The sequence below is a fragment of the Neotamlana sedimentorum genome, assembly GCF_000943565.1.
GTDB lineage: Bacteria > Bacteroidota > Bacteroidia > Flavobacteriales > Flavobacteriaceae > Neotamlana > Neotamlana sedimentorum.
Map to the genome: position 1 here is coordinate 23,020 of NZ_JTDW01000016.1, position 12,683 is coordinate 35,702.

At 30.8% G+C, this 12,683-nt stretch carries 14 protein-coding genes; 3 read left to right on the plus strand and 11 right to left on the minus strand.

The window, feature by feature from the left end; genetic code table 11:
- The first annotated feature begins 5 nt into the window (after window positions 1–5).
- On the plus strand, window positions 6–1,163 hold the full coding sequence (locus PW52_RS14935; protein ID WP_082050928.1) for a zinc-dependent metalloprotease: 1,158 nt from the start codon (window positions 6–8) through the stop codon (window positions 1,161–1,163).
- Here the strand turns inward: PW52_RS14935 and PW52_RS14940 are convergent.
- Window positions 1,156–2,190, minus strand: a complete 1,035-nt coding sequence (locus tag PW52_RS14940; RefSeq protein ID WP_044633786.1) for a quinone-dependent dihydroorotate dehydrogenase — start codon at window positions 2,188–2,190, stop codon at window positions 1,156–1,158. The two genes, PW52_RS14935 and PW52_RS14940, sit on opposite strands and share 8 nt — an antisense overlap.
- A 131-nt stretch (window positions 2,191–2,321) precedes the next feature.
- Here PW52_RS14940 and pepT point away from each other — a divergent pair, with 131 nt between their 5' ends.
- Complete coding sequence (gene pepT / locus PW52_RS14945; protein WP_044633787.1) at window positions 2,322–3,560, plus strand: peptidase T; 1,239 nt, start codon at window positions 2,322–2,324, stop codon at window positions 3,558–3,560.
- A gap of 8 nt (window positions 3,561–3,568) precedes the next feature.
- On the plus strand, window positions 3,569–4,168 hold the full coding sequence (locus tag PW52_RS14950; protein WP_044633788.1) for a YdeI/OmpD-associated family protein: 600 nt from the start codon (window positions 3,569–3,571) through the stop codon (window positions 4,166–4,168).
- A 5-nt stretch (window positions 4,169–4,173) separates the two neighbouring features.
- Here PW52_RS14950 and proB read toward each other — a convergent pair whose 3' ends face one another.
- The 10 genes from proB to PW52_RS15000 all read right to left on the minus strand — a co-directional run bounded on the left by proB (window position 4,174) and on the right by PW52_RS15000 (window position 12,520).
- Window positions 4,174–4,944 (minus strand): glutamate 5-kinase, encoded by a 771-nt coding sequence (gene proB, locus PW52_RS14955; protein WP_044633819.1) that lies wholly within the window; start codon window positions 4,942–4,944, stop codon window positions 4,174–4,176.
- A gap of 1 nt (window position 4,945) precedes the next feature.
- Window positions 4,946–5,752 carry a pyrroline-5-carboxylate reductase gene (gene proC / locus PW52_RS14960; protein ID WP_044633789.1) on the minus strand — a complete coding sequence of 269 codons (807 nt, stop codon included), beginning with the start codon at window positions 5,750–5,752 and terminating at the stop codon, window positions 4,946–4,948.
- 24 nt (window positions 5,753–5,776) lie between these two features.
- Window positions 5,777–5,968: a hypothetical protein gene (locus PW52_RS14965; protein ID WP_044633790.1), complete on the minus strand. Its 192-nt coding sequence runs from the start codon at window positions 5,966–5,968 to the stop codon at window positions 5,777–5,779.
- A 30-nt stretch (window positions 5,969–5,998) separates the two neighbouring features.
- Entirely contained in the window at window positions 5,999–6,436 is a 438-nt protein-coding gene (locus PW52_RS14970) for a GNAT family N-acetyltransferase (RefSeq protein ID WP_044633791.1), read from the minus strand.
- Between the two features lie 556 nt (window positions 6,437–6,992).
- Window positions 6,993–7,763 carry an SDR family NAD(P)-dependent oxidoreductase gene (locus tag PW52_RS14975; protein ID WP_044633792.1) on the minus strand — a complete coding sequence of 257 codons (771 nt, stop codon included), beginning with the start codon at window positions 7,761–7,763 and terminating at the stop codon, window positions 6,993–6,995.
- Complete coding sequence (locus PW52_RS14980; RefSeq protein ID WP_044633793.1) at window positions 7,760–8,746, minus strand: NAD-dependent epimerase/dehydratase family protein; 987 nt, start codon at window positions 8,744–8,746, stop codon at window positions 7,760–7,762. The genes PW52_RS14975 and PW52_RS14980 overlap by 4 nt, the downstream gene beginning before the upstream one ends.
- The gene (locus PW52_RS14985) at window positions 8,743–9,405 is read right to left on the minus strand and encodes a CPBP family intramembrane glutamic endopeptidase (protein ID WP_082050929.1); all 663 of its coding nucleotides are present in this window, start codon (window positions 9,403–9,405) and stop codon (window positions 8,743–8,745) included. The genes PW52_RS14980 and PW52_RS14985 overlap by 4 nt, the downstream gene beginning before the upstream one ends.
- Window positions 9,402–10,091, minus strand: a complete 690-nt coding sequence (locus tag PW52_RS14990; RefSeq protein ID WP_131454012.1) for a DUF6134 family protein — start codon at window positions 10,089–10,091, stop codon at window positions 9,402–9,404. Before PW52_RS14990 ends, PW52_RS14985 begins: the two co-directional genes overlap by 4 nt.
- 123 nt (window positions 10,092–10,214) lie before the next feature.
- The gene (locus tag PW52_RS17240) at window positions 10,215–11,339 is read right to left on the minus strand and encodes a helix-turn-helix transcriptional regulator (protein WP_052823523.1); all 1,125 of its coding nucleotides are present in this window, start codon (window positions 11,337–11,339) and stop codon (window positions 10,215–10,217) included.
- Window positions 11,340–11,383: 44 nt separating this feature from the next.
- Window positions 11,384–12,520 carry a helix-turn-helix domain-containing protein gene (locus tag PW52_RS15000; protein WP_044633796.1) on the minus strand — a complete coding sequence of 379 codons (1,137 nt, stop codon included), beginning with the start codon at window positions 12,518–12,520 and terminating at the stop codon, window positions 11,384–11,386.
- Window positions 12,521–12,683: the final 163 nt, after the last annotated feature.

Sequence of the window (12,683 nt, forward strand, 5' to 3'; positions counted from 1 at the left end):
GTTATATGCAAAGTCCCAAAGCAATAAATATATTAGCCCTGTTGTCTTACTGTATCCTACTTTTTTTAGGTACAACTTTTATGTATGCGCAAAATTATTGTGGTACTACAATATCCAACGAACGTGCCGATTATTATAAAAGCCTAAAATCTGAACTCAAAAAGTTTGAAACTGAGTTTAACATAAAAACTGCAAAAAAATCATCCACCAAAGCTGAGTTAAATTATATTCCAATTAAAGCGCATATCATAAGAACTTCAGAAGGAAATTCTGATTTTCATGCTAATGATTTGAATGCCGCTATTGAAAACTTAAACGAAATTTACGAGAGTGCGAAAATGAGTTTTTACCTTTATGAAGGAATCAACTATATTAATAATGATGCTTTATATCATTTTAAAAAAGGCAACGAAAAAACACTCTTAACAAGCAACTATAGTTCTGAAGCTATAAATATTTATTTTATTGATTTTTTAGAAAACACTTCTGGAGAAAGCATTTGTGGTTTTACCGAAGAACGTTTTAACGTTATCGCTATGAAAACGAGTTGTGCTACCAATACAACATCTTTAGCTCATGAAATTGGACATATATTTTCATTAGTTCATACCCATGGCTGGAGTGATAATGGTACTACAACTGAACTAGTAGATGGCAGTAACTGTGACACAGATGGCGATGGTATTTGCGACACACCTGCAGATCCTGGTTTAACAAACCAGAATGTCGATACTAATTGTAATTATATTGGCGGTTTAACCGATGCAAATGGAGATACGTATGCGCCAGATACAGCAAACATCATGTCTTATGCAAGTAAATCTTGTAGATCACAATTCTCGAACGCACAATTTGCAAGAATGTATGCTTACTACAAATTGGTTAAAGAAGATTTTGCTTCAGATGATATGGACTTATCTGGAACTAATGTACTTTCTGAAATTCGAGTTTATCCTAATCCTGTTTCTGGTGGTTATCTAAAATTTAATTTAACATCATTTGAAAGTGCCGTAAATTATAGAATATCTAATTTACAAGGTCAAATAGTGTTAAGAGGTGAATTATCTTCACCTGAAATAGACGTAAACCAATTACCTGCAGGAAGTTATTTAATTTCTTTAAACGATGCTTACAATAGCGTGGTTAAAAAATTCATTAAATAGATTTTAAAATAGCCTTATTTATTTGCTTAATTAAACTAGGACCTTCGTAAATAAAGCCGGTATAAATTTGAACTAAATCGGCACCAGCTTCAATTTTTTCTAGAGCGTCGTTAGCAGAATGAATACCGCCAACTCCAATTATTGGAAAAGACTTATTGCTCTTTTCTGAAAGGTATTTAATTACGCTCGTACTTTTATCTTTAATAGGTTGTCCGCTTAAACCGCCATTACCAATTTCTTCTAATCGCTCCTTTGAAGCTTTTAAATGACTTCTATCTGTAGATGTATTACTAGCAATAACACCATCAAGATTAGTTTCTTTAACCAAATCAACAATTTCATCTAATTGATTATTGTTTAAATCGGGTGCAATTTTTAGCAAAATAGGTTTTTGCACATTAAACGTATTGTTAGCTTTTTGTACAGCTGCAATTAATTCTTCTAAATAATCTTTATCGTTTAATTTAGCATGACTACCAACATTTGGGCAGCTAACATTAAGTACAAAATAATCAACGTAAGGATGCAATGCATTAAAACACTCCAAATAATCTTTGGTATAATCCTCGGGTTTTGTTTGGGTATTTTTACCAATATTTCCCCCAATAATTAATTTACCCTTATTCTTTTTTAGTTGAGAAATAGCGGCTTCTAATCCTTCGTTATTAAAACCCATTCGGTTAATAACACCTTTATCATCCTTTAGCCTAAATAATCGCTTTTTAGGATTTCCAGCTTGTCCTTTTGGGGTTACCGTACCAATTTCAATAAAACCAAAACCAAAATTCGCTAATTCATTATACAACACTGCGTTTTTATCGAAACCCGCTGCCAACCCAACAGGATTTTTAAATTTCAATCCAAACAATTCGCGTTCTAATCGCTCATCTTCTATAACATATAAACTTTTAAAAAGTGAAGGAATACCCGGTATTTTAGAGGTCGATTTTATTAACGAAAAGGTAAAATGATGAATTTTTTCTGGATCGAATTGAAAAAATAACGGACGAAGTAATTGTTTGTACATCTGTATGGTTTGTGCAAAAGTAAGTGTAAATAAAAAATCAACCAATTACTAAACACAAAAAATTAATAATTGTATTTTAGTAGCTCGAAAATAACTGATAATTTCTACTCAGAACCCAATCTAAAAACAGCATGATTTCAAAAGACCATATTATAAAACGTTTTATAAGTTACGTTACTGTTGATACCGAATCTGACCCAACATCGAACACAACACCAAGCACCGAAAAACAATGGGATTTAGCAAATAAACTTGTTGAAGAACTTAAAACTATTGGCATGCAAGATGTCGAGATTGATGAGAACGCCTACATCATGGCAACCTTACCAAGTAACGTGGAACACGAGGTACCAACCATTGGTTTTATTTCTCATTTTGATACGTCTCCAGATTTTACCGGAGCCAACGTAAATCCTCAAATTATTGAAAAATACGATGGCAAAGACATTGTTTTAAATGAAACTGAAAACATTATTTTATCGCCAGATTATTTTGAAGATTTATTACAATACAAAGGTCAAACTATAATTACAACCGACGGCACTACCCTTTTAGGTGCCGATGATAAAGCTGGAATTTGTGAAATAATTTCGGCTATGGAATACTTAATTAATCACCCTGAAATAAAACACGGAAAAATTAGAGTTGGCTTTACACCAGATGAAGAAATTGGTCGTGGTGCTCATAAATTTGATGTTAAAAAATTTGGAGCCGATTGGGCATACACTATGGATGGCAGCCAAATTGGCGAATTAGAATACGAAAACTTTAACGCTGCTGGCGCTGTGGTAACTGTAAAAGGAAAAATTGTTCATCCAGGTTATGCCAAAGATAAATTAGTAAACTCCATGTACATTGCCCAAGAATTTATTAATTCTTTACCTCGCATTGAAACTCCAGAACATACCGAAGATTATCAAGGTTTTTTCCACTTACATAATATTAACGGTAATGTTGAAGAAACTACATTGCATTATATAATTCGCGACCACGATAAAATGCATTTCGAGGCTAGAAAAGAAGTTATGGTAAAACTTACCAACGAACTAAACTTGCAATACGGTAAAGAAGTTATTGAAACCGTTATTACAGATCAATATTTTAATATGAAGGAAAAAATTGAGCCTGTTATGCATATTGTTGATATTGCCGAAGAAGCCATGAAGCAAATAGATATAGAACCTATAATAAAACCTATTCGTGGCGGTACCGATGGTTCTCAACTAAGTTATATGGGTTTACCATGCCCTAATATTTTTGCTGGCGGACATAATTTTCATGGACGTTACGAATATGTTCCGGTAGAGAGTATGATTAAAGCCGCCGAAGTTATTTGTAAAATTGCAGAGTTGACTGCAGTTAAAGCATAATATTCAATATGAAAAAGCCAACATCTATAGAGGAATACATAGAAAGTCATCCTAACTTCTCTGAAGCATTAACGTTTTTAAGAAACCTTATTTTATCTACAGAAATTGAAGAAACCATTAAATGGAATGCTCCTGTTTATACTGTAAATGGTAAGAATGTTATTGGCTTAGGCGCCTTTAAAAACCATTTTGGTATTTGGTTTTTTAATGGTGTGTTTTTAAAAGACGAATCTAAAATTTTGGTTAATGCGCAAGAAAACAAAACAAAAGCATTACGACAAATGCGTTTTGAAACCTTTGAAGACATTAACAAAAACATTGTTCTGGCTTATGTTAAAGAAGCTATTGAAAACCAAAAATTAGGTAAAGAAATTAAACCCGAGCGCAAAGGTAAAACCGTAACTATTCCTAATGAATTAAAAACCGAATTAACCAATAACGACAAGCTAAACGCTGCATTTAAAAACTTAACTCCTGGTAAACAGCGAGAATACTGCGAATATATAAAAAGTGCTAAACGTGAAGCTACCAAACAAACACGGTTAGAAAAAATAAAACCTATGATATTAAATAACATAGGTTTACATGATAAATACAAAAATTGCTAAAGCAGCTATAAAGCTACTTTTGTACCAATAGATTTTCCTTCGATAATATCAATAATCGTATTAGGGTTTTTACCATTTGCTATAAATGTTGGAATATTTTTAGCTGCAGTTTTTTGTGCAAAACCTAATTTTGATCCCATACCACCGCGACCTTCACCTTCGGTTTTACCACCGTCCTTAATGTATTTAGCAAGATTTTCGCTTGGATTAACCGTTCTAATTACATCGCTATCAGCTTCTTCTGGGTGTCCATCGTAAAGCCCATCAATATCAGTTAAAATAATTAATTTATCAGCATTAATTAATTCTGCAATTAAACTAGCTAGCTCATCGTTATCGGAAAACATTGATGATGACACAGAAACCGCATCATCTTCATTAGCTACAGGAATTACTCCTTCCGAGAGTAAACCTTCGTAACAACTTCTCATATTTTCGCGATGCACCCCTGCTTTAAAATCGTTTTTTGTTGGTAAAACTTGGGCACACTTCATACCGTAATCGTGAAAAATGCCATAGTAAAGTCGCATCATTCTTGGTTGCCCAATTGCAGAATAAACTTGTCTGCGTTGTGTTCTATCTTCAATATTAGATTTCCCTAACACTTCTTTTCCGGCAATTACAGAACCCGATGATACTAAAATACAAATAATATCGCGCTCGTAAAGTTCTGCAATTTGCTTAACCAAGCCTACCAAAACAGGTTTTATAATTCGGTTATCTTTATTGGTCATTACATTAGTACCAACTTTTATTACTATTCTTTCTTTGTACATTTTAATGTGCTTTACCAAGTTCTACCGCCCTATGAAATGCAGCAAAAGCAGCTTCTTTTATTAATTCATTTATATTATTATCTTCCATAGAATCTAAGGCTGCTCGCGTTGTTCCTCCTTTTGAGGCCACACGTTCCATCCAAGAATTTGGCGATAAGTTCGATTGCTTAAAAAGCTCGACGGCACCAGAAAAGGTCTGACTCACCAAAATAGTAGATTCGTTTTTAGAAAAGCCCATTTGCATAGCGGCTTCCATCATACTTTGCATAAAGTAAAACACGTATGCTGGCCCACTACCACTAATTCCTGTGGAAGCATCAATACGTTCTTCGTTACTAACTTGCAACGACTTTCCTGTGGTATCTAATAAGCTTTCTACAGTTAACATTTCTATTCGTGAAACTTCTGGAGACACAACATATGAGGTTAACCCTCTACCTATTTTTGCCGGTAAATTAGGCATTGCTCTTACTATTTTTTGTAAACCGGTATGTTCTTTTATTGAAGCTATAGTTACACCTGCCATTATGGATATTACTATTTGTTGGCTATTTACCATAGGCTTTATTGTTTTAAATAAAGCTTCGGCATGATACGGTTTTACCGCTAAAAAAATAATGTCTGCTTCGGGTACGCAATCTTTTAAATCGCTAAAAGCATCAAAATGCTCCATTTGATTTAGCGCTTCTAATTTTTCTTCAGATTTATCTAAAACCATAATATTCTTGCGCTTAAGAAGTTTTGATTTAGACATGCCTTCGGCATACGTAAGCCCCATGTTTCCTGCTCCAATTACTAATACTTTCATGTAATAAATTTTCTTTTTATTTGTTTATATAAACAACATACAACCCTTAGTGTCCTTTACCTCGCCGTAATACGTTTCGCGATATTTATGTAAGGTTTTAATAGGCCAACCAAATAGATACCTTTTAATACTGGTAACTTTTGTGGTTAATTCACCCATTTGGATAGTATGTATTTTTTGATAAGTTGTGTTTCGTTTTACACTAATAATTTTCATATTTTATATTTTAAATTCGTTTAAAATGGATTAACGGATTAATCGCATTTCGATATTTCGTTTTTCAAATCCGTGTTTTTCAAAAAGTTTAATGGCCGGATTTTTAGCATTTATATGAATGGCTATATCGCCTTTACAATAACATTTGGCATGATTTAATAAATGCGCACCAATTCCTTTATCTCGTTCTTCTTCTTTTACTGCTATATAAACCAAAATATTTTCAGGTATATACTCATTCATTCCGGTTTTATTAATTACAATCGCTGCTATTATTTCATTTGCTTTTTCCAATACAAAAACATATCCGCCTAAACCAGAAATTTCTTTGGTTGCATACAAAATCGACTTTTTTATGGCTCGTTTTGTATCTCGAAATTCTCCAGAATGAACATACAGGAAATTTGTTAAACGATTAATATTATTAAACGATAGCTTCGAAAAAGCATCGAAGGTTTTAATAGTCATATTAAACTAATAACCAACAAGTAACCCAATAAAAGATTTTGTCGATTTATTTAAAAAAAATTGAATAAAAAAGAATACCACCAACAGCTAATTGCATTGGTAGTAAACACAGTAAATAGCAGTTAGAAAAAAAAGGTAATTATAAGGTAGGAGGAATGAATTTGTCAGACTGTGTTCTAAACACTAAAAAGTTAAAATTAAAGATTCTTTTGTTTTGCTTTTCATGCAATTTTATTCCCATAGTGCAAATTTACTAAACATGTTGGTCAATTTCAAATTAGTGATGTTAAGATAAACCCAATTTAATTACAAGTTATTTATAAACGTTAAAAGCTATGTTAACTAAGGCCTAACAAAAATCAATTTATTAGCTATCCTTTTTTAATTTTTATGTTTTGTACTTGCACATCCGTTGTTATTTTTAATCTCTAGCCCAGTTAACATTTTAACCATGCCTACATTTTTCGGTTGTATTTGATTCTCATGGATATAAAATTAAAGAGAATATTTAGGCTTGAATAGAAATCTTATAATTAATCAATCAGTACTTATAACCTCATATTGCATTGGAAGTGAGTTTGTTTTTAATTGTTGTTGGAATTATATTATCTAAAAACATAAATAGCTTGTTCATAGTTCCAGGAATGACGACTTCTTTCTTGGCAAGAAATTTTTGAAGTGTCTCTTTGGCTGCAATCTCAGGATTTAGTATCGAGGTTCTAGACAGCTTACCAAGCTTTCGATTTTGTATACATAAACTAGTTGTTGTATTCATACCGCCAGGACATACTATTGAAACCCAAATACCGTACTTACCTATTTCTTTTCTTAAGCTTTTTGAAAAAGATAGTAAATATGCTTTTGTGCCTCCATAAACCTGTTTTTTTGGTAAATGAAAAAAACTGGCCATACTACTTACATTTAAAATTCCCGATGGAGCATTAGTTTTAAGATCCTCAAAAAACAATTTTGTAAGAAGCGTTGGCGCTGCAATATTTACACTGATTTGGGTTAAAAAATAGTCTTCATCTAAATCTTCAAAGACCCCCCTGCTCAAAACGCCAGCATTATTGATTAAATATTTAATTGACACTCCTGCTGCCTTAACTTTTTTATACAGGCTATGACAACTCTGTTTTGTACTTAAATTAATTTCAAATGTAATAGCCTCTATATTAAAGTTCATTTTTAAAAAACAACCTAACTCATGCAATCCAGAACTTGGTAATGCAACCATAACAAGATTCATTCCTCTATTTGCACATTCAATGGCAAGCGATTTACCAAAACCTGTGCTTGCGCCTGTTATTAAAGTAAAAGTCTTCATAAGTCTAAGCTTAAATACTTTACGGTTTCCTTAAGTCCTAAATGCAATGGTGTAATTCGATAATTCAAATCCTTTATAGCTTTCCCAGATGAAGAAATACGGTTAACAAATAGAGAATCCAATACTTTTGGTGTTACCGATGGGGCTACCTTTATTAAGTCTTGAAACATCGAAGCGAATATAAAAAACACTTTAACAATCCTATAATTCACTTTCAAAATTTTAATATTACTTCGTGTTAACGTTTTAATTTCTGAAAACAATTTTTTATAACTAATATTATCTCCTCCAATAATATAGTTACCATTGGTTATATTAGTTTTCATGGCTAACAAATGAGCATTTACAACATCGTTAATATATACATAATTCGACGTGCTTGCCAATCTATTTGGTACTATTAAAAAGTCTTTTTTAGCGAACATAGTAATAAGCCTATTTACACCATTTGAATATGTTCCCAAGCCCGGTCCGTAAACTTTCGAAACATTTAAAATAAGACATGGTAGCCCTTTTTTTACATACCGTCTTACAACCTCTTCAGACATACTTTTGGTAAGCTCATAATCATTGGCATATGAGGCCATTCTGGGTTGAGTTTCAACAATTGGTACGCCGTTATAAGAAGGACCAAATACAGACAAAGTACTTGTATAAACTACCTTTTCTACATGATTTGCCAAGGCTGCTTTTAGTAAATTTTCAGTGCCTAAAACATTAGTGTTATAAAAATTATCAATACTTCGACTTTTTAAGTTTGTATAAGCCGCAGTATGCATAACATAAGAGCAATTTTTAATAGCCTTGACTATGGATTCGTAATCACATATATCTCCCTTGTAGAGATAAATATTTTCATGTTTGGGTATTTTTGAAGAAGACAAATCTCTAACTAAGGCATTAACCTTTATATTTCTTTCCGCTAAGGCCAAAGCCAATTGACGACCAATATACCCTGTTCCACCAGTAATTAATACTTTCATAATTGTTTATTTAAAGTTTGATAATAAAAAATGGATATTTCATAAACCGCTGAAAGCGTTAAATGTAGTACAAATGCATACCACACACTCCTTGTTTCATAAGTAATTAGACATAAAACAACACCAAATGGAATGGCTCCTAAAATTTCTTTTTTTGAATCGAATAGATGAATAAAAACATAAGCAATCGTGCAGTAGATAATTGCCAAAACTAGGTCAAATTGTTCCAATAAAGCAAAGAATAAAACCCCTCTAAAGAAAAATTCGTAACATAGTAAAAACGCAAATCGTATAAAAAAATAACTCCATGCTTCAGAGAAATTGCGATAACTTTCGCTAAAACTATTCGTACGATTGGCAGAAAACCTCGATATCCATGCGCACAATACCAAAAGAGCTATAAAAGGAATTAAAATTTGTAATCGAGGAATTTTAATTACATTGATTAGATAATGAAATTTTGGCACCAATAAATAAAAAAGCACTCCAAAAAGAACAATTCCAAGACTGTGTTTTAAATTTAAAAGTCTAATACCATTTGTAACAATTAATGCCCTTTCCAGGTTAACCACCTCTAATCTTTTGTAAACCCAACTTACCAAAAAGTAAGTAAGGAAAATCATGCTAATAAGTACCCATAAATTACTAGAATTCATCATGATTTGACCGGTATTAATGTTACGTTAAATAAACTACTATTTGCTTCTACCTTTACACATTTTCCTTTTTTGTAATGAAAAATGTTATATTTTCCATCTAAAAAATCAACCTTATACTTTCCCATACCAAGGGCTTCTACTTTTACCATTTGTTTTATATAATCACAGTAAACAGTATTTATATATTTAGGTTCTTTTAAATAAAGCATAACAAGGTTGTCCTGAATAATTTTAAGGCTAAGCTTCTTAGAATGTCCCGAATTTATTTCATGGTAATTTTTATTTCTGTAAACAACATCATGATCTGCTTTGATTTTATTATTTACCTTTCTAAATACCGATGAATACACCAAAATACCGTTTTTATAAATGGACGTTTCTTCTCCCTTAATACAAAACTTTAATATATATTTAATATTAATATGACTTTCTAAAGAATAAATTTCTGAATCATTTTTTATAATAGAACTAATACTTATTGTTCCAATAACAGTTTGATTTCGAACAATATTGTAAGTAATATTTTTCAATGGTTTAGCCTCCTTAGTAAAAGAGGTCGCCACTATAAACAAAGTTATTAGCATCACCGATTTTAAAGCTCGACGCATTACCAAAACTAACTTTTTAGAATAGTTAGACTTTTTGTTTATTTTCCTTAAAATATATAAAATTAACATCGGTATCATGCCTCATATTTTTTAGAATTATTTGTTAATTGCTAAATTATTAACACAATTAACAACCAATATCCAATATGGTCTAAGATGCAATAATCCGGACGTCCAACGATTATTTCGGACAAAAAAAGACTAAAACTTACTCCTAAAAACTGAAGGCGTTACTGAAGTATATTTTTTAAATGCAGAATAAAATGTAGATTTGGAATTAAAACCACTTTCCATACCTATTGCAACAATTTTATAATGTTTAAATTCCTTATCAGAAAGTAGTTTTTTAGCATGCTCAATGCGATAGAAATTTATTAAATCGGTAAAACTTTTATGGCCGTAGGTATTAATTAATTGCGAAAGATGGCTAACGCTCATATCAAGTTCTTCCGCTAACTTGCTTAAACTTAAAAATGGATCAAGAAATTTTTTTTGAACTATGATGTAATTTTGAATTACCACCAGTTCCTTTATCTGTTTTTTGTTAAACAGATTATGTTTCGTGCTTTGGTAATTTTTAGTAACTGGTTTCAAATTAAAATTTTGATATGCTATATCATTTCTTATAGAAATTCTGTCATTCAAAATTTTCGTATGAACTAAGCCTTCATACCCTAACCAATAAATTAAAACAGAATAAAAAAGCTTTAGAGGATCGTAAACCCAAGCACTTCTTGTAAAAAAATAATAAATTAAAGCAACTACCCATAAAATCATTAAAATACTTCCAAATTTTAAAATGTTTTTAACCCAGTGTAGATTATAATACAAATCTATTTCAAAGGTTGATTTTTTATTAAAGAAAACTAATTTTATAATATTATAAAATATAAATATAGAATACATTGCATTTACCATTTCTTCAAACACCATGTAATCAGCAAATACTTTTTCAAAATTTTCAATAAATACTATTAACACTAAACGGGTAACTATTTCAATAAAGAAAATAACGTAAGTAAAGCATAAATAATTAGACCTTTTTCCGTTTAGCCTTAAGTAAAATACTAGAAAAGCATAAAACATTGGTACAATAAAAAAATGCCATGGTATAGTTAAATAAACATATATAAATGATTTGGAAAAGAAATCTCCATCAAAAATAAACTCTCTAAGATTGTTAAGCGACAAACAAAGTACAACTATGTTTAAATATTTAACGGATGGAGTAAACTTGCGTCTTTTAATAAAGACGATTAAATTAAATAATAGCCCTTGTATTATGCCAATTAAAATAATATATCTTAAAATTATTTGATAATCCATGCTACACTTTTAGTTGAAGTATCATAACGTTAGTTTTTAAGGTATTAATTTTCTCTTCGGAATTCGGAAGGTGTAATAGAGGTAAACTTTTTAAAGGCAGTATAAAAAGTTGATTTAGAGTTAAAACCACATTCTAATCCAATAGCAACTATAGTATACTCGCTAAACTCATTATTAGACAAAAATTGTTTAGCCTGTTCTACCCTTAAAGAATTTATAAAATCAGAAAAATTATAGTCACTATATGAATTTATAAGTTTAGACAAGTAACTTTTACTCATACCAACATTAATAGCCAAAATTTCCATGTTTAATAAAGGGTCTAAGTAAAGTTTATTTTCAATAATATAGTTTCTAACCAACTCAAAATCCTGTTTGTGTTTTTCGTTATAAAAACCGTCTTCTTCTTGATTAGAAATGTGAGTATTAGGAGTTGTCAATTTTAAAAAGTGAGTATCAATCGAACTTCTTAACACAATACGATCTCTTAGAACATTATACTTGTAAAATCCTTGATACCCTATCCAATACAAAAGAATTGATGATCCTACTCTTAAGAACACATAAGCATCTTCATTACCTGTTAAGGTTTTTATAGCCAAAGCCCCTGCCCAAAAAACAATAACCACAGTACCAAAACGTATAAACCATTTGATCCAATTTAAATCATCATAAGATAAAATAAAAGAAATTAACTGGTTCCGTTTAAAAATTAACAAACATGAATTTACAAATAAAAATATGGCATAAATTAAATTAAAAATATCTTCGAAAGTAGTATAGTTTTGTATCAGCGAAGTGTCTCTCTCCGGAACCTCATAATATACATAGGAAATTACACACAGTCGAATTACTATTTCAAAAAAGAAAATTGCAATCGAAATTCTTAAAAAGTCGTTTACTTTCTCCTGAACTCTTAAAAAATGAGTGGTAAAGGCATAAAACATAGGTAGTATTAAAAAATACCAAGGGACAAGAAGTTGTTGTATTAAAAATAAATCTGAAATAAAATCATTATCAATAAGCCACCTTTGAAGATTGTTTAGAGAAATAAATAAAACTGTTAAATTAAGGAAAACAATAACCTTATCACATTTTTTCTTCACAAACATAGTTACAAGGTTAAAGGCTAAACCTTGAACAACACCAGCTATTAGAAAAAAATTAATTACAGAACCCAAATACCATCATTAAATTTAAACTAAATATAAGAAATTCAGCTATTTAAATTAACCTTAGACTTGTTTTTTTTATTTATTAGCACAATATAAATGTAATGATCTAATAACTTATTGAGTAGTATAAGTAATTTATTTAATTTCTTTGATTCTTGTGTTTTCATGG

What these genes read in the sequence shown, in the direction of transcription:
- PW52_RS14940 (WP_044633786.1), bottom strand. Translation starts at nt 2,190, where the DNA reads ATGTACAAACAATTACTTCGTCCGTTATTTTTTCAATTCGATCCAGAA.
- PW52_RS14935 (WP_082050928.1), top strand. Translation starts at nt 6, where the DNA reads ATGCAAAGTCCCAAAGCAATAAATATATTAGCCCTGTTGTCTTACTGT.
- proC (WP_044633789.1), bottom strand. Translation starts at nt 5,752, where the DNA reads ATGAAAGTATTAGTAATTGGAGCAGGAAACATGGGGCTTACGTATGCC.
- PW52_RS14975 (WP_044633792.1), bottom strand. Translation starts at nt 7,763, where the DNA reads ATGAAGACTTTTACTTTAATAACAGGCGCAAGCACAGGTTTTGGTAAA.
- PW52_RS14965 (WP_044633790.1), bottom strand. Translation starts at nt 5,968, where the DNA reads ATGAAAATTATTAGTGTAAAACGAAACACAACTTATCAAAAAATACAT.
- PW52_RS14985 (WP_082050929.1), bottom strand. Translation starts at nt 9,405, where the DNA reads ATGATGAATTCTAGTAATTTATGGGTACTTATTAGCATGATTTTCCTT.
- PW52_RS14980 (WP_044633793.1), bottom strand. Translation starts at nt 8,746, where the DNA reads ATGAAAGTATTAATTACTGGTGGAACAGGGTATATTGGTCGTCAATTG.
- PW52_RS14950 (WP_044633788.1), top strand. Translation starts at nt 3,569, where the DNA reads ATGAAAAAGCCAACATCTATAGAGGAATACATAGAAAGTCATCCTAAC.
- PW52_RS14970 (WP_044633791.1), bottom strand. Translation starts at nt 6,436, where the DNA reads ATGACTATTAAAACCTTCGATGCTTTTTCGAAGCTATCGTTTAATAAT.
- PW52_RS14990 (WP_131454012.1), bottom strand. Translation starts at nt 10,091, where the DNA reads ATGATACCGATGTTAATTTTATATATTTTAAGGAAAATAAACAAAAAG.
- proB (WP_044633819.1), bottom strand. Translation starts at nt 4,944, where the DNA reads ATGTACAAAGAAAGAATAGTAATAAAAGTTGGTACTAATGTAATGACC.
- PW52_RS17240 (WP_052823523.1), bottom strand. Translation starts at nt 11,339, where the DNA reads ATGGATTATCAAATAATTTTAAGATATATTATTTTAATTGGCATAATA.
- pepT (WP_044633787.1), top strand. Translation starts at nt 2,322, where the DNA reads ATGATTTCAAAAGACCATATTATAAAACGTTTTATAAGTTACGTTACT.